Annotated in this window: 18 protein-coding genes and 1 pseudogene; 9 read left to right on the top strand and 10 right to left on the bottom strand. The window is 39.8% G+C overall.

Translation table 11 applies throughout. The annotated features are described in order from the left end of the window. Nucleotides 1–21 precede the first annotated feature (21 nt). The 3 genes from ACWA2B_RS01190 to ACWA2B_RS01180 all read left to right on the top strand — a co-directional run bounded on the left by ACWA2B_RS01190 (nt 22) and on the right by ACWA2B_RS01180 (nt 3,415). Complete coding sequence (locus tag ACWA2B_RS01190) at nt 22–690, top strand: class F sortase (protein WP_318626949.1); 669 nt, start codon at nt 22–24, stop codon at nt 688–690. Nucleotides 691–715: 25 nt separating this feature from the next. Then, on the top strand, nt 716–1,837 hold the full coding sequence (locus ACWA2B_RS01185) for an amidase domain-containing protein (RefSeq protein ID WP_449291612.1): 1,122 nt from the start codon (nt 716–718) through the stop codon (nt 1,835–1,837). 75 nt (nt 1,838–1,912) lie between these two features. After that, complete coding sequence (locus tag ACWA2B_RS01180) at nt 1,913–3,415, top strand: oligosaccharide flippase family protein (protein WP_342434961.1); 1,503 nt, start codon at nt 1,913–1,915, stop codon at nt 3,413–3,415. A 217-nt stretch (nt 3,416–3,632) separates the two neighbouring features. Here the strand turns inward: ACWA2B_RS01180 and ACWA2B_RS01175 are convergent, their stop codons facing one another. The 5 genes from ACWA2B_RS01175 to ACWA2B_RS01155 form a co-directional block, all read right to left on the bottom strand. Beyond that, nucleotides 3,633–4,961 carry a prolyl oligopeptidase family serine peptidase gene (locus tag ACWA2B_RS01175; protein ID WP_449291611.1) on the bottom strand — a complete coding sequence of 443 codons (1,329 nt, stop codon included), beginning with the start codon at nt 4,959–4,961 and terminating at the stop codon, nt 3,633–3,635. Between the two features lie 101 nt (nt 4,962–5,062). Continuing rightward, entirely contained in the window at nt 5,063–5,944 is an 882-nt protein-coding gene (locus tag ACWA2B_RS01170) for an AraC family transcriptional regulator (protein WP_449291610.1), read from the bottom strand. Between the two features lie 1,175 nt (nt 5,945–7,119). Beyond that, on the bottom strand, nt 7,120–8,247 hold the full coding sequence (locus ACWA2B_RS01165; protein WP_029516308.1) for a hypothetical protein: 1,128 nt from the start codon (nt 8,245–8,247) through the stop codon (nt 7,120–7,122). 467 nt (nt 8,248–8,714) lie between these two features. Further along, nucleotides 8,715–8,945, bottom strand: a complete 231-nt coding sequence (locus ACWA2B_RS01160) for a restriction endonuclease (RefSeq protein WP_080658594.1) — start codon at nt 8,943–8,945, stop codon at nt 8,715–8,717. Nucleotides 8,946–9,225: 280 nt separating this feature from the next. Then, nucleotides 9,226–9,318, bottom strand: coding sequence for an S-layer homology domain-containing protein (locus tag ACWA2B_RS01155; RefSeq protein WP_373459275.1), 93 nt, complete (start codon nt 9,316–9,318; stop codon nt 9,226–9,228). Between the two features lie 233 nt (nt 9,319–9,551). Between ACWA2B_RS01155 and ACWA2B_RS01150 the strand changes: the two are divergent. Then, nucleotides 9,552–10,277, top strand: a pseudogene (locus ACWA2B_RS01150) (alpha-amylase family glycosyl hydrolase); the annotation flags it as partial. Nucleotides 10,278–10,780: 503 nt separating this feature from the next. On the opposite strand, the gene ACWA2B_RS01145 reads toward ACWA2B_RS01150, so the two are convergent. After that, nucleotides 10,781–11,440: a nitroreductase family protein gene (locus ACWA2B_RS01145; RefSeq protein ID WP_029516306.1), complete on the bottom strand. Its 660-nt coding sequence runs from the start codon at nt 11,438–11,440 to the stop codon at nt 10,781–10,783. Nucleotides 11,441–11,650: 210 nt separating this feature from the next. Here ACWA2B_RS01145 and ACWA2B_RS01140 point away from each other — a divergent pair, with 210 nt between their 5' ends. Beyond that, nucleotides 11,651–11,989, top strand: a complete 339-nt coding sequence (locus tag ACWA2B_RS01140) for a winged helix-turn-helix transcriptional regulator (protein ID WP_307348518.1) — start codon at nt 11,651–11,653, stop codon at nt 11,987–11,989. A 1,455-nt stretch (nt 11,990–13,444) separates the two neighbouring features. Then, nucleotides 13,445–14,245: a Cof-type HAD-IIB family hydrolase gene (locus ACWA2B_RS01135; RefSeq protein ID WP_029516304.1), complete on the top strand. Its 801-nt coding sequence runs from the start codon at nt 13,445–13,447 to the stop codon at nt 14,243–14,245. A 372-nt stretch (nt 14,246–14,617) separates the two neighbouring features. Here ACWA2B_RS01135 and ACWA2B_RS01130 read toward each other — a convergent pair whose 3' ends face one another. Beyond that, on the bottom strand, nt 14,618–15,508 hold the full coding sequence (locus tag ACWA2B_RS01130) for an AraC family transcriptional regulator (protein ID WP_340931626.1): 891 nt from the start codon (nt 15,506–15,508) through the stop codon (nt 14,618–14,620). Nucleotides 15,509–15,631: 123 nt separating this feature from the next. Between ACWA2B_RS01130 and ACWA2B_RS01125 the strand changes: the two genes are divergently transcribed. The 3 genes from ACWA2B_RS01125 to ACWA2B_RS01115 all read left to right on the top strand — a co-directional run bounded on the left by ACWA2B_RS01125 (nt 15,632) and on the right by ACWA2B_RS01115 (nt 18,655). Then, nucleotides 15,632–16,936 (top strand): MATE family efflux transporter, encoded by a 1,305-nt coding sequence (locus tag ACWA2B_RS01125; RefSeq protein ID WP_449291609.1) that lies wholly within the window; start codon nt 15,632–15,634, stop codon nt 16,934–16,936. A gap of 138 nt (nt 16,937–17,074) precedes the next feature. Next, nucleotides 17,075–17,704 (top strand): sugar O-acetyltransferase, encoded by a 630-nt coding sequence (locus ACWA2B_RS01120; RefSeq protein WP_340931623.1) that lies wholly within the window; start codon nt 17,075–17,077, stop codon nt 17,702–17,704. Nucleotides 17,705–18,346: 642 nt separating this feature from the next. Continuing rightward, nucleotides 18,347–18,655, top strand: a complete 309-nt coding sequence (locus ACWA2B_RS01115) for a tyrosine-type recombinase/integrase (RefSeq protein ID WP_029516300.1) — start codon at nt 18,347–18,349, stop codon at nt 18,653–18,655. A 272-nt stretch (nt 18,656–18,927) separates the two neighbouring features. Here ACWA2B_RS01115 and ACWA2B_RS01110 read toward each other — a convergent pair whose 3' ends face one another. The 3 genes from ACWA2B_RS01110 to ACWA2B_RS01100 are packed head-to-tail and all read right to left on the bottom strand — an operon-like array spanning nt 18,928 to nt 20,673. Then, nucleotides 18,928–19,293, bottom strand: coding sequence for a phage holin, LLH family (locus tag ACWA2B_RS01110; RefSeq protein WP_449291608.1), 366 nt, complete (start codon nt 19,291–19,293; stop codon nt 18,928–18,930). Between the two features lie 20 nt (nt 19,294–19,313). After that, nucleotides 19,314–20,375 (bottom strand): N-acetylmuramoyl-L-alanine amidase, encoded by a 1,062-nt coding sequence (locus tag ACWA2B_RS01105; protein WP_449291607.1) that lies wholly within the window; start codon nt 20,373–20,375, stop codon nt 19,314–19,316. Continuing rightward, nucleotides 20,332–20,673, bottom strand: coding sequence for a hypothetical protein (locus ACWA2B_RS01100; protein ID WP_449291606.1), 342 nt, complete (start codon nt 20,671–20,673; stop codon nt 20,332–20,334). The genes ACWA2B_RS01105 and ACWA2B_RS01100 overlap by 44 nt, the downstream gene beginning before the upstream one ends. Nucleotides 20,674–20,770 lie beyond the last annotated feature (97 nt).

Genomic DNA, 20,770 nt, shown 5'->3' with positions numbered 1-20,770 from the left:
TAACCCTCTCTCTTTCTTCATATGAACAATACATGGATCATTCGTATAGGAGTATTCTTAATTTTGCTGGGAAGTACGAGCTGTTCATCCTCTGTTGAACATCATCATAACTCTACCTACGCCCCGGCCAAATCTGAAATTCAACAAGTTAAAATAGCGAAGCCCTTACAGGTTAAAAATAAACCTTTTCAAGGAATCGTTCCATATATGCTCGATATTCCTGAGGTTCGTATTCATTCAATTATAGAACCGGTTACATTCTTAGAAAATGGTCAGATGGGCGTTCCAAGCAACACAAATCGAGTAGGTTATTTATCTACCGGTATATTGCCAGGGGCAGCAGGTAATGCAATTATGGATGGACATGTAGATACATACACGGGCCCAGCTGTTTTTTATCCTCTTAAAAAACTAAAAAAGGGGGATTTCGTGTATGTGACTGGCGGTGGCGGCTGTAAGATTCAGTTTGCTGTCGAGTCTGTAAAATTTTACTTAACTTCCGAAGCACCGATTCAGAAAATTTTTGGTCCTACAGAAGAGCATCGTTTGAACTTGATTACATGTGCAGGTCGCTATAGCCGAAGCAGAAAAGAACACGAGGGAAGGCTAGTAGTTTACACCAAATTAGCACACATGAATTCAGCCTGTGAGAAACTTACTCAGGATAAGGGCAATTCCAAAAACAATTAAAACATTTTCAAGGAGAATGAATAATGTGCTTAAGACCGCTAAATTGCAATTGCTGTGCATGATCTTAATAATGATCCCCGCTTACAGCTTCTCTTCATTTCGTGTACAAGCAGAGCCAGCAAAACAAGATGACGTTATTCCTTTTCTTCAAGAGCTGTTTAATGATCGCACCCGGTTGTTGATGGATCAGGATAAAAAGCATATTGAGGACTATTATTTAGTAAAGCACAATCGAAGCAACTACGCATACCTTCATGAAATGAACAGAGCAGAATATATTCAGGAATGGGCCAAGCATCGAAAAATGAAATTCGTGAATGCAGAAAGCTCCATTCGGATATCCCGTATAGAAGTGTTAGACGATACGGCAAAGGTGTCACTTGTTCAGTCCTTAAAATTGAGTTATGAGTATATCGACAGCTACTCCGGTCAGCATGATTTTGGAATTGGAACACGTCATGGCATTACACTTAGAAAAAAAGATAGCCGTTGGTATTTGGAACGTGAATGGTATTCAGATCCATTGGAAGAAAATCCAAAAAAAATTGAACCGCTTGATTCAAGTTTTATTCCTCATAAAGACTCGGTTCCATCAGAGAAGGTTATCCATAATTACAATAGAGCCCGAGCCATTGACTATGCTAACAAGTATGCTGGAATAACATGGGGAGCAGGAAATCGTCAGCGATATAACCCAAAATACCTGGATTATAACTCCAAAGGGGGCGACTGTACCAACTTCTCCTCCCAAGTTATCGGAGACAAGGAGGAAGGTGGAGGACTGCCTATGAAATCTGGGTGGCATTACTCGTATGGTAACGGCGGAAGCCAAGCCTGGGTTCAAACGGACGCTTTTAAAAATTTTCTGATACGCTCCGGCTATGGGAGGATTATAGGACAAGGGAGCTTCTCAGAGGTTGTCCGCGCGGTCAATGGTCAGCAGCATCAATACAGACCACAGTTGCTACCAGGTGATTTGATTGCTTACGTATTAAAAGGAGATGTAGACCACTTCTCCGTTGTTGTCGGATTCGATGGGGGTGGTTATCCTTTAGTTAACTCTCATACGGCAGACCGTTTCAGGGTTCCCTTCGACTTGGGATGGGATAGAAGCACCAAGTATTTATTGATTCATATACAAGATTAAGCATCTTGAATCGCAACACTTGCTCATATCCCAAAGAATACTGTCATAGAAATAGAATGGACAGCTTCTAATGGGGTGAAAAACGATTTGAAATTACCTCTTTTATTAAAACAAACTATGGTGAGAGCTAATGCGATGATCGTCGTGAAAGCCATAGGTCTAATCGGAAAAGTATTTATGATACGGCTAGTTGGAGCTGAAGGAATGGGCCTCTACCAGTTAGTCTATTCCTTCTACAGCTTAGTATTGATGATTATTTCCGGGGGATTGCCAACAGCGTTGGCTATGTTTACAGCTAAACATACGGCAAAAGGCTGGCGGTTGTTCAAAATTTTTTCAATACCCATAATTCTAACGGGATTGGCATGCAGTTTATTGACCTATTGGTTTTCAACGCCCCTTGCTAAATTACTCGGCTATCCGCAGATCAATTTTGTGATTCGATGCCTAGCCCCAGCTATACTGACCGTTCCCTTGTTAAGTCTGCTGCGTGGATATTTGCAAGGTCTTGAAAAGTACACTGCGATCGCCATTTCGGAAATCATAGAGCAAACTGCCCGGATCGGTACTTTGATGTTGCTAGTGCCATTATTTATCCAATCCGGCATCGAGTTTGCTGTTGGTGGAGCGGTACTTGGAACTTTTACAGGCGCGTTGTTATCCTTTGCTGTGCTTATTGCTTTTTTTATGTATAACCGCCCTTCTGTAGCTTTATCCCCTCCATCAATTCGAACAGATTTACCTTTAGTAGTACAAGCTTCCTTTGCTATTGCGCTTACACGTTTGCTCATACCTGCGTCTGATTTTATGGATGCGATCATTATTCCCCAACGGTTACAAGTTGCCGGGGTTTCTTCTAAAGAGGCAGCGGAGATGTTCGGTATTGTTACTGGCATCGCCCTTGTCGTCGCTTATATGCCTACTGTGATTACAGGCGCGTTAACCCATACGCTCACTATGAAAATAACAGCAGACTGGCAAAATAAGAAGTACAACTCATTCTATAAAAAAGGCTATGCCGCTATTGAGGTAGCGTGGGTCTGGGGATTAGCCTCAGGTTTTTTCATTTTTAAATATGCCCCAGATATCTCCCTACTTGTTTTTGATATACAAAATGCCGAAATTCCTATTAAATCGTTGGCTATGCTACCATTACTCGTTGGATGGCGGGAAATCACAACTAGCGTCTTATGGGCACAAAATCGGAAGAAAACTCCCTTTATCGGCCTTTGCACAGGTGTACTTGCCAATTTCATCATTCTTTACTCCTTGGTTGCCATTCCCGATTTCGGGTATACCGGCATGTCCCTGGGAATCATAACGCTGGAGTTGACCGCAACAGGTTGGAATTTCAAAGTCCTTCAACTCTTTCAACGTGCCAAATCCCGTATAGCCATTATGCTGCTAGTAGATATTTTAGTTTTTGAAGCCATTCTTATAGTGGGCATGTTGTGTTCCAAGACGTTATCCTCATTGGAATGGCCAGAGACGGCTCATATAATTGTGGAGGTAATCCATTACTGCTTCTGGTGTGCTTTGTATTTAAAGGTTCGATTAAAAAGCGTTTTCAAAGAGTAGGAAAGGCTTCTCATAAGTTTATCAAACTTATGGGAAGCCCTTTTCTATTTGAATGTTAGCATTTAGCTATGTGTATCATTCTTTTGCCGAGCTGCTCAAGTACAGTCTGTCATACTGATTCCTTGAGTTTTCGTCTGGGAAATGTATGTGCGTTAAGCGAAGTTGTATTTACTATTACTGCTACGTCCAAGCTCAACGCTTTGGTTCATGCTATCTTTCAGTCCAATGTTTTGGAGGCAAGCCATTGCATCATCGTTGTTTTCTTTCCGTTAATCACCTTCAATACTTCGTTGTTATATACGTAAATCCAAGACCAATGGCCGTTGTATTCATACGGTGTTTGGTCGCTCTTCTTGTACAAACCAGAGGTATCCACTACGTTATCAAATAACGACATATGAACATCCTTTGCTCCAGCATTCACTAAACGGTTGTAAGTCGGAACCGTATAATCGTTGGGCGGAACCACGGTGTCGGTTTTGGCAGCCACAAACCAGATCGGCAGGTCCTTCATTTCGTTAATCTGTTCATCGGTTATAAAACTATCCTTCAAGGCTTCACATGCAACCACAGCTGCTGCAAAATAATCTTTATAGTCACGGATCATCAGCATAGTCATGTAACCACCGTTGGAGTCTCCACCAATGTAGATTCGATCTGTATCAATGTCTTTGTTTTGGGCCACGTAATCCTTAATTAAGGACATCAATGCTTGCTCATACTTGGAGGTTCCGTCCCCAAAGCTTGTAAAGCCATCCATCCAGTAGGTTGGGGTCTGAGGTGCCAGCACATAAGCCCCGCCAAAATAGGATTGGATATCCTTAGAGGCAAAATTTGCTGCTTTATTTCCGGCAATCGGAATCGTTGGATCGGTACCTCCCTCACCCATACCATGCAGCCAGATCACCAAAGGGTTTTTCACTTTGTCTTTTGCCGGTGCATAGTCTGCGTAGGTTAAAGTAACTCCATCAAAAGTAGATTTACCGGTCGCAAATTGATCAACCAACTTCCGTATCTGTCCTGCGGAAGTATCAATCTTCAAATCGGAAATCGTTCCGGATTTGGTTTTAATAGCTTTTTGCTGCGTGATCGTGTATTTGTTATCATTCCATGCATTAAACCCGGAGCCTGCCGCATCATAATGAATAGCGGAGCTTAGTGTTAATGTCGGACCGATTTCCATTTCCAATACAACATAGCTTCCGGTTTTATTTACAGGATTGCCACTTTTGTCCGATACATAGGCCTTGGTGACTTTCCGGTTGCCATTTTCAATAAAGGGATTTAACAACCGATTGTCGCTTCTTCCCACATGCACCTTAAATGTATCCTTAGTTATCGCATCTTTAGGGACTGGCTTACCCAGGTTAACAATGATCTTCGTAATGGCTGCTCCCCAATCCTTAACTTCCGCAACCGTCCGGTATGAGGTGGGCTGTATCTTTACATCCTTGGCCCATGCACCGGAGCTGAAAACAAGAGTCGTACCGATAGCTAAAGTGAGTAACATAGTTGTCATAGCAGCCTTTTGAAACCGTTTAAACATGATGTCTTACCTCCCAGATCCATTAATAGAACGCTTACATTATTTATTTTAATAATCTTTTTCATTTGCATCCTGTCTTTTATTAGCCTAATTCAGGTCAATTACTGACTCCTTGCTCCAGAATACCTCTTGTTCTCTTTTCGATATTGATGCGGTGTTGCCTGGAAAACCTTCTTAAATACCCTGGCAAAAGACTTCTCGTTCGGAAAACCGTGCTCCAACGCAATTTGTATGATGGAATGATCCGTATTCATAAGAACACGATAAGATCTCTCCAGACGGATGGCATTGATATATTGAAATAGAGTCATCCCTACATGCTTCACAAAAAAACGGGACAAATATTCGGGAGATAGTCCAAAAACCTGGGCTATGGAATCCAGGGATAAGCTTTGATCGTAATTCTCTTTGATATAATTGGTTATCAGCGTCAGCCGCTCCAAATATTTATCAGAGTTAAAGCCGGGGATAGATTCATTGTCCATTTTAAAATGCATTAATAACAGATACACCAGTTTATAAGATAGCGATGTTAAATGGATATGTGCTAAAGAGTCATTATGCTGATTGAGATAAGCCACAAATAAGGTGTTTAGCAAATCACGCAGCTCCGCAAAATGCTGTAATCTCTGCTCGTTAGTTTCGAAAATGGATATACAGTCAAATGAAATGGGGTTACTGCCGTTGACATTTGCTCTAATAAATTCAGAAGGAATCAGAACGGTTATGGCCTCTCTTCCTTTTCCCTTAGCCACAGAAAAGGAATGAATAGCATTCGAATTAATGAGCACAATATCTCCTTCTTTGGAGCTATAGCTCGCACCATCAATATAGATATGGTCAATTCTTCCTGAAAGTACATAGGATATTTCGATGCTATCGTGCCAATGCCCAGGTATGTATGCTGGTTCATTGGAGGAATGAACTATAATTTTTAACGGAAAATGATTGTCTACCTGGACCAGCTCATATTTGTATTCCAAGTTTATCGCTCCTCTCAGATGTGACCCCATAAATAGAAGAAAATGGCTTCAGCAGAGTGCCGAAACCACTTGTATTTAACCTCCCTCTCTCTATAAACAAAAAAACCTAAGTATAACAAAATACATAAGATCCTTGGATCTTAACATTTTGTTCCTTAGGTTTTGCCTGCGTAACAGTAACAATCCTAGTGCTATTCATTTAATTAAGCTAAGTATATAGTGGGTTGAAATACATGTCAACGCTTTCATTTTAGAGCGTAATGAAGTGAAAAAACTGGATTTGATTCTCGCCGATAAACGTTTCTGAACTTAACTCTTATTTTATAACATGGTTTGTTCCCTGTTCAGAAAATTTCATTTGCCTATATTAATTCATGTTATTCTTTCTAGCGTCCAATATTCTAATACCCTCTGAGATTCTGTGCTGGAATAGGATTTTATCTGAAATTGTTTTTCTGAATTGTTCATTAAATCACCTCTAAGGATTATTTTTGTGCAAGCATATTATGTTCTAAATTGATTTTGTTATGTAACAAAAATGGATGTTTTCCATAAACACATACTTCATAGGTTCTTCTTCAGCTCATAGTATCGACCAGATCCATTCTCTGATCTTATTGTAAAAAATGATACCGGGTATCCTAAACATGAAAAAATGCAAAGGTCCAAATTTAAAGGAGGCAGCTTTTGTAAGGAAGGACAACCAAAAAGAGCCCCAGAAAATCCCAGGGCAGGTTCTACTACTTTGAAGTTTTTGGAAGTGTGATAAATTAACCTTAATACATATGGTTCCATTTTGACTATTCTGCTTTATCTCCAGTCAACCAGCTAAGACCATCGATTAGGCCATGTTTTTTGAATTTTTGATAATTCGCTTTTGCTTCCTCCTTTCCGCCTCTTACGATCTTCAGTTTGTTACTGGATCTTGTTTGTTGGATGTGTCATTAAAAACGTTTCTGGATTTTTGAGAAGTTATTTGTTGTACCAACATCTTGGGTCGCAGTAGCGGATATATTGGCAGAATCAGTTACACTTGCAAAGATCGCACTCGGCACGACAACAGCACAACAGCTCCCAACAACTAATAGATAAGGCTGATACAAAGAATAATTTCTTTTTCATATATTATTCCTCTTTGTATTACTAGGTGGTAATGACAGCCATCATTGAAATTGTTAAATCCAAGTGTCTTGTTTGTTTTTTGAGGATCTTAGATGAACAAGAACCAAGTTGGCTGTATTTTTAATTCCATGGAAAATAGTATCCTCGTTGATTATCTCAGATCTAACCTTACTATAGTGATCAGCAATTTCTTTTAGAGTCCATCCTTTAATTTGATAATCTACGAGCCATTTAAAATGTTCTAAATTTCTCTTCTCTTTATCTTTTACATATCCTCGTTCTTGAAGGAATTGCTCTGTTCGTTCACGATATAGATTTTTATATTGTTCATAATATGTGTCTATGAGTCTCTCGAACTCTTTCCAGGTTTCTTTCCGCGGATCCCAACCCTTCCCGCCCTCCCATGGTTGTGTAAGTGAGTTAGTTTTAGACGAATCCATGATTTTAGCTTCAATAATATTGCTCTTACTTTCGTCAAACATTCTAAGCATTTCAAAAGCATGGATATTTGGTTTATCGTTTCCAGACAAACAGAATATATCTTCTGGGGAAAACACGAAAGGGAAATATCTCGAAAAAAATGAATGATATATTTTTTCTTGTTTACCGACACTTCTACTTAATTCAATATCGTCGTGTTCGTCCTCAAAGTAGAGATACTCTGATAATGATAACTGTTCCTCATACGGCCAAGAGCATTTGTAAATTGACATTGCGCGAAGAGCCTCCGGACCGACTTCAAGATCTTCAGCGTGCTTTTTTATATTCAGCTGTCTTTCTTTTCTTGATTCCTCTTTCCGGTCATCATAATAGTTAGCAATCCCCCATAGAGCCAAATTTAGGTACAAGTCTCCATCTCCTGTTAAGTGGTACTTAGTAGCCCAGCCGTATAGACTCTCTTTTAATTTCATATATTCAGGAAAGTAATCTGTGCGGGCTGCTTTTATTAGTTTCCAATTTGACGGCTCTTCATTGGGAGTCAGTTCCTTTTGACTTGCATACCATTGAAAAGCTTGTGTATAGCTTTCATAAACGCCATGTTCTAATTGTTCCAGTACATCTGGTGCCATTTGTTCTATTAACTTTACAAACAATGATATGGCATCGTGTTTTCCTGAGTCTATTAACACTGGTGAACCATTATATTTGATCCGATTAGGATGATAGTACAAACCCCTCATATGTTTCGGTCTCCCTTCAAAGTAAAAGATTTATTTCTATTCTAGAGTATATAAGTCAATGGGAACATGAATTGCAGCAAATCGATTCTAATTCAACTAAGAAAACAATCAACAAACCTTATGTACTACTACCCACGGTTATTTGTGAGGATCACCTATAAGGATCTTTTACAACAAAGAGTTTCTCCCTACAGCAAACGAAACAAAAAGATCAGTGCTGATCTTTCTCGTTACAACCTACATTTTCTATTAGACTCTTATTAGTAAAATTTCTTCAGTATGTTACTAAGGCAATAATTCAGATTCTGTTATAAATAATAGCACTTGAGCCAATTCGCTAAGGATCATTCCCCCTTTCATTCAACAGTTGAATCATTCCTCAATTTCGCGTGGGATCACTTCAATAATATTCAAAATCATTTTCTTTATAAGGTAATAATTCTACAATAGGCAGCATCGTTATTGAATTAAGCACTTGTCTTCTTAGAGGACAACATTTTTCTTTCGTTTGTACTAGCATCTCTACCAAATTCATTCCGGCTGATTAGCCTGACACTATTGGATTTAGCCAACTCATAGGCCTGTGATGTAAAGTTGCTATTGGTGACAACCCATGCACCATTTGCTCTATAATGTGCGCGGGCGCTCCGCACTTCCTGAACAATATGGAATTTAGTACTCAACCTATAGACGATCATACCGTTCAATTTATAGAAAAATACGCCATGTCCTTGGCGTATAGTTTCGTTAAAATATTAGTGGTACCCCTTGACAAACATTAGCTGGTTTTCTTGTCTTGCACTTGTTTCCAGGCGTTAAGTGTACTCAACTTCTCGCTTTCCTTCTTCTGTAAAAATGATCTGAGTTTTTTTTCCATCAGGATCATCTTATACATCAATTTTAACACGGTTATGCACGGTTTATGGATTCAGGATAATGACTCGGGCAGTATTTGCCTGAGCTTGATATTTTCTTTCATTATTTTTTCTCTTTCAAAGAAAGCATGGCTCCTTCCTGTCTACTCATATGGTCTTTCGGTCTAAATGTTCCGTCCGAATACCCTTGGACCATATAATCTTCGTAAGACCCATAATCTCCCCTTTGGCCCACTGAGCAATCTTGTCCTGGTCCAAGTATACCACTGATTCCCTCTCTCATTTTCGGTAGCCTGAATCACTCTTGCATATGTATATCCAGAGATAACTCTTACTAGACCGACCGTTGCTAAGTGCTCAGCTTGTGTACCCAACAGAACTTTTTTTCATTAGCATTCTTTTTAAGCTCGACTGAATGGAAAGGGTTAGAATAGCCTGTATCTGAATAATCATGATCAACCTCGCATGCTTTCACGTTTTGGAGACGATAAGAATTATCATAAAGAGTCTGGCAAAATGCTGGCGACCCTATTGCATACGCTTCAAGGCACATCCTACATTTACCAAGGCGAAGAAATCGGAATGACAAATGTGCGCTTTGAAACAATCCAAGAATACAAGGGTATTGAAATCCTCAATATGTATAAAGAATACATGGCTGCAGGCCAAGATGAAGCCTCCATTATGAATTCTATCTACATCAAAGGACGCGACAATAGCCGCACTCCTATGCAATGGAATGACTCACCGCAGGCCGGATTTACAACTGGTAAGCCCTGGATCGGTGTTAATCCTAACTACAAACAAATTAATGTAGAATCTTCGCTGTCTGATCCAGATTCTATTTTTCATTATTATCGTCGGCTAATTGAACTGCGCAAGCAGCATGACATTATTGTTTATGGTGACTACTCAATTGTTGCAGAAAATCATGAGAAAGTTTTTGCTTATCAGCGAGCATTGGGTAACGAACGACTGGTGGTAATTCTCAACTTTTTTGGTGAACCTACGAGTATTTCTTTTCCAAAAGAAAGCTCTATTCCTCAATCTGGAAAACTACTGATTTCCAACTACAAGTCGGAAACTGCACTTGTTGATACTCAAAATATTACATTGAGAACATATGAAGCTAAGGTTTATTTATACACAGTGTAATCAAATTTTTCAAAGGTCTTCCACACCATACTGTTCAGTGAGCCGAAGGCCAGTCTGGGGACAAAGCTTGCCGTTCGATTTCAGAGGGCCTGCGTCAAGATGCCAGCAACAAGCTTCGAGTAACGATCGTTTCACCCGGATTCACAAACACACCTGGATCCACACAATTGGATTCCCTGGACGCCATAAAGGACTCAGAGATGAAAGCCAAACTCGAAGCTTATCAGAACATTGGGTTATCCCCCTACTCTATCGCTAAAGCTATTGCGTTCGCAATTGAGCAACCAAATGGCGTGGGTAAGTGAAATAGTGGTCCGCCCCACAGCGCAAATGTCCAGGGACATCCTCATTAATGATCAATAAGGATCAGGTGCCACCTCATTACGAAGTTTCTTGATCTCCGCAAAAACTCAAAAATGCACCTCCAATTGTTAGTAGTGGTTAACAATTGGAGGTGCATTTCATATCCTTTAGCTTCTTTTATATTACATGAATGATTAATATCAATCCTTAGGCAATTCATTAAAGAAAGCGACATCTTCTATCGGTAATCTTACCGTCCGGTGTCCGGGCTTCACCGCCTTACCGATGGCGATAAGCATAACTGGAGCGTATCTCGCCGGAATATCAAACTCTTCTACAAATTTTACTTGGTCAAAGCCGCCCATCGGGACCGTATCATAGCCTTTTGCACGGGCGACAAGCATTAGCTGCATGGATACCAGTCCACTATCAATAAATACTTTTCGGAGTACATTTTCTGGAGGCATACTCGCGAACAGTCTTTGGTATCGCTCCACGAATGATTTAGCTGTCTCTTCAGGCATGTACCCCGCATCGACCGCCATCCCGTAAACTTTCTCGGCCAATTTATAGCCTTCCAAATCTCCGAGTATCGCAATGACAGCTGAAGCCTCAATCACTTGCTGCTGGCTGTTGGCGATCGGAAGCAGTTTTTGTTTTAGCTCCTGCGAGTCGATGACGAGAAACCTCCACGGCTGGAGATTGGCGCCAGAAGGAGCCAGTGTAGCTAGCTGCAATATATCCTTCATTTCGTCCCGTGAGATCTTTACTTCGGAATCATAGTACCTTACAGATCTCCGATCTTGAATAACATCGAAAAACTGCGCCTCCACCTTCTGTGACGATTGTTCAACGGACATGCTTCTCTCCTCCCCATAATTACCTTGCCCCAAGTTGGCACAAGATGTTCTAAATAATTAGTAGTAGCACCTTCAAAACAAATTCAACCATTGCAGTTAAATAAGCTTTAGTGTTACTATAAATTATTAAGTGTCTACTTTAAAGTAGACACATTATTTTTATATAGCTCAATAAATTAGACTAACTATACTATAGTAAGGAATGATTTTGTGGATATAAGCAAAGAGGACGAACAATGTCTGATCTCCATTCGCGAGGCGTTGGAGGTTGTTCGCGGAAAATGGGCTATTTTGGTACTCACCTTACTTAGTCTGGGTCCGCAGCGATTTAATCAGATGCGAAGATATTTAGACAATGTCAGCATCAAGTCTTTAACGGATGTCCTGCGTCATTTTGAGCGGCATGAAGTCATCAACCGCCAGGTGTTCCCTACCTCACCTGTTACTGTTGAGTATTCGCTAACAGATAAAGGAAGGGCGTACATACCTGTACTTCGGGAAATGCGCATATGGGGTGAAACCTGGGGAGGAACATCGGAAGCGCGTTGATGATGGCGAAACCCCGCTTGGGTAAAGTAATAGTTTAGACTGGATCTTAAAAATGAAACGGCAACAGCTAGGGACCAGAAAATAAAGTCCTAGACTGTCACCGTTTCATTCAACTAATGTTCACTGTTTAGCACAATCGTTATTTCTACTATACGTTTTCGCGAGACAGGCTACAATCGAATGGGATTCAATAATATACAGGCCGCAAAGAAGGTACTGTTCCCAGGAAATCTGGAGTGCAGTACCCTCTTTGTTAACGGACTTATTCAATTAGCTTCATCAATCGTCTAATTTTATTGTGTCCGTCTTGACTGAAGCGATGTTCTGTGGTGTCAGTCCAGGACCGGTGCGACGGGTGCCAAACCATATAATGATGGTGACTAACACAAGCACCGCACAAGGCATCAGCATGATCTTTGCCCCCATTCCTGCCGAACGGTCGACGGCGGTCAAATCAGCTAGAACAATTAATACAAAAACTACCTAATTCAACTCAAATTGAATATGCAAAATTACTTGGCGTAGCACAAAGCTGCATTTCACAACTCATGAAAACCCTAACCGAAGAAAAAGCCATACAAAAGTGATTTTTTTCGTAATATATTGAAAGAGACTGTTTAATCTAAGCTTCCTATCCCCTCCCCTTTCCATGTAGACATATAGGTGAAGTCTTTGGTCTAATCTTAATAGACCCACTATGTAGTATCTACCTAGTGGGTATTTTTACTATCAAGGTACTCCGTTTTCATTTACACTAGTTCACTTAATATAAGTACACTATGGATCTTCCACGAGCTGATTTTTAAGAGGATACACAAATGGTATATACCCACGTAGTAGTTGTGTAGTTAGAAAAAAGGTTGTAAGGCTTTTCTAACTAACCCAATTGAATTACTTTTTGAATATCCCTATACAACCTTATTCAATTTAATTTTTCAGGATTTTTTATGTGATTTTTTGTGATTTAAATAACGAAATATTCACCACATATCGGCCTCATCAACAATTTCCTTCTTATATTCTCTAAAATACCTCTTCCTAAACAGCTGGCATTTTAACGATCACATATCATAATTGTGGCTTGGCAACTTGGAAAAATGTACTGAAATTAATTTATTGACATGAAACCAGTTACATATTTTAATCTTGTTTTGTAGCGAGAGATCATAGATAAGCATGTGACCAACTCGTTTTGAATTTTTTTAAAGACATTTTAAATGTCCATTATAAAGTATTTAAAAAAAGAGTTTTATGAATTTCACAGGAGGCGAATTTGATGGGAATATTAGGTGGATATATTGACCACGTGCGTTTTGATGGGTTCGTATTTTATCATTAGCGCAATTGTATATTCGCAAAAGTTCAAATTCTGGTGGAGAACATGCAAGTGAAATACGTCGATCATTGCAATCAGAAGGATAAACAAGACCAACAAAAAACAGGGGGGTAATAAGTATGATTAAACTTGTAGTCACTGATCTAGACGGAACATTTCTGAACAATAAAAGTTTGTACGATGTCGAACTTTTCAAAAAAGTTTATGCAGAGATGCAGCAAAAAGAAGTCACATTTGTCGCATGTACAGGTAAACAATGTGAACGTGTTGAAAAATTGTTTGACGAACATGGCAAGGGAGTTTGGATATTGGGTGACAGTGCTGCTCGAATTAAAAAAGATGGCCAAGTAGTTAAAGAGTTTAGTATTGATCGAGATCTAGCTCTACAGGCGATTGATCAAATTCAAGACTTCGACAACAATATGACACTTATTGTATGTGCTAGTGATGCTGCGTACGTTCATTCTTCCATTTCAGAAGATATGTATAACGTTGTTAAAGGCTCCTATGAACGTGTATTAAAAACAGACTCCTTTGCAAACATAGATAGCTGTTTTATCAAAATTACGGTCTTCGACACGGAGGGACGAAGTACAGCATTAAGAGCGCATGTTGAGAATACGTTGGGTGGACAAATTTATATTGTTGATTCAGAAGCTAGATGGCTGGATATCACGGCATTGCATACGCATAAAGGTGAGACAGTAAAGAAACTGCAAGAAATGTTGGGCGTCACATACGAGGAAACAATGTCATTTGGTGACGGCGAGAATGATGTGGAACTCATGGCAATCGCGAAATACAGTTTTGCAGTGAGTAATGCTTGTGAAAATACTAAAAAGGCAGCAAACTTTATTACTAAGTCAAACGAAGAAAATGGTGTTCTTCTCACGATTCAAAAAATACTGGATTTGCAGTGATCCTTGTCTGTCAACTGGTATTGCATTATGTAAAAGAGCGGGGCAATGGTGTGATTGCCCCGCTCTTTTATCATTTGAGTTGCAGAAACAGGCACTTCCAATGGTTATTATGTACCGAAAAAGAAATGATTTATGAGCAGACTCATCACATGTATCAATAAAGAATGAAATTTTTGCGGGATATGTTGCCCCAAAATATCTAAAAAGACGCTGGCATGTTAGCGCTCTCCGTGAAAAAAACAGGTTGTTCCTCTACGTAAAGTCCGTACTCCTTATTGTTTGAATTTCTATAATACGCTTTTGAAAAAATAATATTTGATTGGAAGACTGTTGTAATCCAGATTATTTCAAATCGGTTTGTATTACTTCCATTCAAGTTGAATCGTTATTCGAAACTTGTTTTCGATAATTTTGCGGAACTACACCCATCTGTTTACGAAAAATGGATGAAAAATAACTAGCACTTTGAAAACCGCAGGCAAGTGCAATTTCACTTATGGATCTTCGTGTTTCTTTTAACATTTCGCAACTTTTTTGAAGACGATATTGAGTGACATAATTGTTGGGTGTCTGGCCCACATACTTGTTAAATAATGTACAGCAACGGCTTCTGCAAACGGCTCCTGCGTAAGCGATCTCCTCAAGAGTTATTTTTTGATCATAGTTTTGATGAATGAAACGCGTCATTTCTTGAACATGCGTCAATACTCCAGGTTGCCCAGAAATGGGTTGCAAATGATCCCCTATTGTTGCACACAAAGATAAAGCTTGTGATGCCAGACGAAGCGGATTTGGAGGAGTATGGTCCTTATGCATTTCCTGATAGATTTCTTGAATGGACAGTAATATTCTTTGCTGCCAATCAACCTGATCTGTAAGTACAACAAAATCAGCCATCATTAAACTAAACTTTTCCCCCCAGTATGTTTGAATAAATGAAGGCTTCTCACCAAGGATAGAGGGATGAATGACGACGACAAGGAATAAACAATCTTTATGGTCTGCAAGAGAATAGCCGAAATGCAAACGTTGGCTATTCACAAAAAGTCCATCCCCTTGATGCAATCGAGTGATACTTCCATTCACAGAGAAATCCATCGATCCTTGTAATATGTAGATAAACTCTATGTCCAAATGCCAATGCGCTACTGCTGCATAATTGTTAAATTGATGAAGGCTTCCCTTTCGGACATAAAGCGGTAAATCAGGAAGATTATAATTCAAACGTTCTGATAAATCAGAAAACACCTCTAAATTTGTCATCAAAGAGCCCCCCCCTTTGTAAATATACGATTTTTATAAAATTATAGCCAATATTAATGGAAACAACAATGATATTATCCTATCCTTATATTGTGTAGATCAGTGGGGGAGGACAGGAGATAGGTGAGAAACCGCATACAACTCAAAGGATCTAATCGTGATTTTAATCGGGAGTTAATGACGCTCGTCATTCCCATTGCATTACAAAATTTAATATCAGCAACTGTGATATCCGTTGATGTAGTTATGCTGGGCATGATTAGTCAATCCGCAATGTCAGCTGTATCACTCGCAGGGCAAATTACTTTTGCATTAACATTGTTTTATATGGGAATGTCAGCGGGGGCAAGTATCCTCACTGCGCAATACTGGGGGAAAAAGGATACTTCAACCATACAGCGCATTCTTAGTATCGCTTGCATGTTCTCCTTTTGTGTCTCCATTTTGTTTTTTTTATCTTCCTTCTTTCTTCCGGGTACACTTATGCGTTTATTCACCAATGATGCAGAACTGATTCGATTCGGCTCAAGGTTTTTACAAATGAATTCCTTTTCTTATCTTGTGATGGGAATATCGCAGATGTATCTCAGTGTGATTAGAAGTATGGAAAATGCAAAACTTAGTGCGTTGATTAGTTCCTTATGTTTGATTTTGAACATTTTCTTCAATGCCATTTGCATTTTTATTTTATTCCCATCAAGGCCCGAACTGGCCATTTCAGCCGTAGCTCTTGCCACGGTTTTAGGACGGATTGTTGAACTAGCGTGTTGTGTGATTCATTCCATAACCAAGGGATCCATTCGTTTTCGTTTGCCTGTACGTGACGGCATTCAACGTAATTTATTAAAAGATTTCCTAAAATATACTCTGCCTGTACAGGGGAATTATATGGTTTGGGGAGGAGCTCTTACCGCTACTGCTGCAATTATTGGACATGTGAACTCCGATCTGGTAGCCGCAAATTCCATAGCGTCTGTAGTTAAAAATCTAGCAGTGGTTCTCTGTGGAGGCATCGCTACTGGGGGCTCTGTACTTGTTGGGAAGTATTTGGGACAGGGTGAAATCGAGAAAGCAAAGCATGCGGGCAACCAAATGTGCTTTTATGCTTTGATATTTGGAGTCATTGCAGGCTGCACGATTCTGTTCATTAAACCATTGGTATACTCTATCGTCAATTTGAATCCAACTGCTCAAAGTTACCTAGATGGGATGCTTTACATTAGTGCGTATTATTGTATAGCCAAATCGTTTAACTCCACAACTATAGCGGGTATATTCACGGCTGGTGGGGATTCTAAATTTGGATTTTGGTGCGATACTGTCGTCATGTGGCTTATTATTCTACCGCTTAGTTACCTATGTGCTTTTGTTTGGCAAGTCCCCCCCCATTTTCTTATATATCGTCATCAGCCTAGACGAGATGATTAAACTTCCCATTGCTTTTATTCGATATCGACAGTTTAAATGGCTTAACAACATCACTAGAAACTTTGCATAAACCTGATCATAAATAAGGTTTTGCAATTTACTCTAATAAATATAAGCATGTATAAAGGAGAATGTGGCATGAATATCCAAGAAAGAATGACCAGCAAACAATTATTTACAGATCACGATGCTAATTATCCGAAAGAGGCTGCAGAGTTGGCAAAAGCACGCCAGCGTGGTAAGGCAATATGCTATGAAATTAATAATTTGCATCCAGATGATGTTGAAATGCGCAAAACGTTAATGAAACAACTTTTTGGAAGCATTGGAGAAAATGTATGGATGGAGCCGCCCATTCGCATGTCTTATGGTTCAAATACGACCGTAGGAAATAATGTATATATCAATTTCAATCTAACCGTGGTTGACGACTATAAAGTTACGATTGGTAATGATGTCATGTTTGGCCCGAATGTAACGATTGCTGTAACGAATCATCCTGTACATCCAGAAAAGCGCAAAGAAGGCGGGATGTTTGCATTACCAGTGGCCATTGAGGATGGGGCATGGATCGGGAGCGGAGCGATTGTTGTTCCAGGAGTCACGATTGGCAAAGGAAGTGTAATTGGTGCTGGTAGTGTGGTAACTAAGGATATCCCGGCGAATGTAATAGCTGTTGGAAATCCATGCAGAGTTCTTCGGGAGATTACGGATCATGATAGAGAGTTTTACTATAAAGACATGCGTTTTGATCAAGTTGAATGGTAAGAAAAAGTGACCAGTAAGTTTTATAGAATAAAAATACGGCTCACATAAAGTCAAATGGAACCATACCATCTTCGATCATCTACCTTCCGGAGAGGAGTTTTTCGATGAATATAATTTATTTTTTTCTTACAATAGTTTCCCTTTATTTTGTCATTACAGCAATTGTGCATTCACGCCACACTCACTTGGTAGCCGATAAAATGCAAAAACAGTTTGAACATTACTTTAATGAAGATGCGCATCAAAATGATCAGCATATCGTATCAAATTAATAACAATGCATTATTAGCGAAGCAAAACGTCAATTTACAGTTAATAAGTATTTAGAAATATTCGTTGAATATAGCATCCTTCATCTTGAACAAGCTGATGACATTGAAATCTTTCACTTGCTTGCCTTTTCAGGGATACGATCTGTGGAACTCTGTGCTTTAAAAGATATGGACTTTAACTTTGAATTAAATGAGTTACGAATAACCAAGACACTTTACAATCCTGATAATATGCGTAAATACATTCTAACTCCACCCAAATCTACAGGATCTATTGGTAAATTTAATATAATTGATAACGTTATGAATTTGCTCCAAAGACACATTGTTAAACAACAAGCTTTCAGACTTGAATGCAAGAAATTATTTGATGATTATCATGAAAACAACTTTGTTTTTGCCCACAAGAACGGCACTCATTCAAAAAAATATATTAATCCGTATGGAACGTATTCTCAAGAAAACCTCAATTAAAAAGAAAGCTACTCCTCACATTTTTCGGCACACTCACATATCGATGCTGACTGAAGCTGAAGTTGATATCAAAACAATCATGAAGCGAGTTGGTCATGATGACGCAAAAACGACATTGAAAGTCTATACACACGTTACGGAGAAAATGAAGAAAAATGCCAATGCGAAGATTAAAAATCACTTCTCAGACATCCTTCAAATCTGACTCGTTGCAGAGAATGTGATTTTTATGTGATTTTATAGAAAAGGGCTCCCTCTCGGGAGCCCTTTAAATAGCGGTATTACAGGGTTTTGAGGCCCTAATTACATCATGCCGCCCATTAATTCAGTTAATTGTAATATGTTTAATCTAGTGATATCAAACGCAACCACACCGCGTGTTTTCAAGCATTCTACCACATTTTAATTGTAATATGTTTAACGATAATTAATGGAGGGTAACGGGATGGTGTTACCATTTTTGTTACCCCGTTACCCTTAAGCAGATTTTTTCGCATTTGCATTATAATCTTGTACAGCCTTTTCGATCACGGCCCGTATCTCCTGTTCAGTTACATTCAATCCCATTACCCGTAGCCTGCCAATAACATAGTCTCCGGCCTCCTGTAGCTTCTTATCACCTTCGAAGTCCTTAAATACTGATTCCGCATAAGCGACCGCCTCAACACCAACTTTGTGCAAAAACTCCCGGTCTTTAACAGATGTGTTGGATACATAGTATTCTGTAGCTTTCTTCTGTGCTTGCTTCAATGCGCTTGTAGCAATGGTAGCCAGTAAACCAATTAAGGCAGTTACGATGGTTAACACATACGGTTGAGCCGCTTCTATTAATTGTTCCTTCATTATATGTCACTCCTCTTTTTTTATAGTTTAGGGAAAATATCTACACGCTTTGGATTACTCTTGTCCCAAAAGATACGTGCTCCTAGCGCTGTGGTTAGCGCACGAGCTGGCACATGACCGATACCGTTGATGTTAACCGTCTCTACCGCGTCGCCGTTGATAGTTACCTTGCCGCCTGTATATCCGATCTTACCGCCAAGCATCTCACCGATTGGTCTGGATGGCACAAAAGTTACATTGTTAATGCTATAGCCAACAAAATCTTGCTTGCCTACAATCACCTCAATTTCCGGGTATGATGCAGGTTTATCGGCTGGTTTAGGAGTAACTGGCGTAGGAGTAGGCTTTGTATCGGGTCCCGTAAATGGCACGCCTACATGAGCGCACAAGCCTTTTGCGATGGCAAGGGCAACACGATTTTGAAAATCTATGTCGAATAAAGCCGCTTCCTCAACAACATTACTTATAAATCCGACTTCCAAAAGTACAGCATCCATTTTAGTGTGTTTAATAACGTAAAAACTACCATACGTTACGCCACGATCTCGCAACCCTGTAGCCTCTACAAGTTGTTTGTGTATGGTGTTAGCAAGGTTTTTACTGGTCGGACGCATGTAGTACGTCTGTGTACCTGACGCCGCTTTATTTGAATTACTGTTAGCATGAATAGATACGAAAACATCAGCGTTGGCCTTATTAGCTATAGAAACACGCTCTTCCAATTCTAGAAATACATCAGTACGACGTGTAAGAATCACCTTAAGTTCAGGATTATCCTTTAAGATAGCCTCTACTTTAATCGCCATCGTCAAGTTAAAATCCTTTTCATTTTTTTTGGTAGGACCAACTGCTCCAGGGTCCTTGGCTCCATGTCCTGCGTCAATTACGATCGTCTTTTTTGCCATCTCGTTGTCCCTCCAGTTGTTGGATTTGTCGGCATCTTGGGCATAGGTAGACGTCGCCCAGAATAATAAAAAGGGCCGTCTTGGCCCCCTCAGAAAGTTTGGCAAATCTTCGTTTGGCGTGTTCGCATCCCATTCAATCCCGGCCTCCTGCATGATTAAATCTATCTTGGACTCCATCCGCATCATTCGTATATCTTGTTCCTCCGTCAGCAGCCATGGCAGCCACTTCCGTAGTAGTCTTTTCACTTTCTTTTGCTTTAGGATCAAAAATATTATTCCGGCTGCCGTCGACAGTGAAAGCCCATTCTTGATGATCTGTTCTGCCGCTGAAATTATGAAGTCGTACATTGCTGTCCACCGCCGGGTATAAAAACTTGTCTCGTGCTGTCGGGCCTAGTAACCATAAAACCATATTCAAAAACTCTGGAGATACCGCACACTCTCGGCTATCATCATCCAGCTCAATGTAATCCATAGTGACCTCCATAAAGAAAAGGACCGCCGATAACCCGGGGTCCTTAATAAGGTGTGTAGTTAGTAATCATTACCACTCGTTTCTATATTGGAAACGG

The sequence above is a fragment of the Paenibacillus sp. CMM36 genome, from assembly GCF_053570945.1.
Note: the sequence above shows the minus strand (reverse complement) of the source record. Positions and strands in the feature narration are given on the sequence as shown.

Bases quoted from the DNA above. Each gene is read 5' to 3' on its own strand.
- ACWA2B_RS01160 (WP_080658594.1), bottom strand. From the start codon at position 8,945: ATGATCGTCTATAGGTTGAGTACTAAATTCCATATTGTTCAGGAAGTG.
- ACWA2B_RS01105 (WP_449291607.1), bottom strand. From the start codon at position 20,375: ATGGAGTCCAAGATAGATTTAATCATGCAGGAGGCCGGGATTGAATGG.
- ACWA2B_RS01100 (WP_449291606.1), bottom strand. From the start codon at position 20,673: ATGGATTACATTGAGCTGGATGATGATAGCCGAGAGTGTGCGGTATCT.
- ACWA2B_RS01145 (WP_029516306.1), bottom strand. From the start codon at position 11,440: ATGTCCGTTGAACAATCGTCACAGAAGGTGGAGGCGCAGTTTTTCGAT.
- ACWA2B_RS01175 (WP_449291611.1), bottom strand. From the start codon at position 4,961: ATGTTTAAACGGTTTCAAAAGGCTGCTATGACAACTATGTTACTCACT.
- ACWA2B_RS01115 (WP_029516300.1), top strand. From the start codon at position 18,347: ATGATTATCATGAAAACAACTTTGTTTTTGCCCACAAGAACGGCACTC.
- ACWA2B_RS01155 (WP_373459275.1), bottom strand. From the start codon at position 9,318: ATGGTCCAAGGGTATTCGGACGGAACATTTAGACCGAAAGACCATATG.
- ACWA2B_RS01135 (WP_029516304.1), top strand. From the start codon at position 13,445: ATGATTAAACTTGTAGTCACTGATCTAGACGGAACATTTCTGAACAAT.
- ACWA2B_RS01130 (WP_340931626.1), bottom strand. From the start codon at position 15,508: ATGACAAATTTAGAGGTGTTTTCTGATTTATCAGAACGTTTGAATTAT.
- ACWA2B_RS01190 (WP_318626949.1), top strand. From the start codon at position 22: ATGAACAATACATGGATCATTCGTATAGGAGTATTCTTAATTTTGCTG.
- ACWA2B_RS01120 (WP_340931623.1), top strand. From the start codon at position 17,075: ATGAATATCCAAGAAAGAATGACCAGCAAACAATTATTTACAGATCAC.
- ACWA2B_RS01165 (WP_029516308.1), bottom strand. From the start codon at position 8,247: ATGAGGGGTTTGTACTATCATCCTAATCGGATCAAATATAATGGTTCA.
- ACWA2B_RS01110 (WP_449291608.1), bottom strand. From the start codon at position 19,293: ATGAAGGAACAATTAATAGAAGCGGCTCAACCGTATGTGTTAACCATC.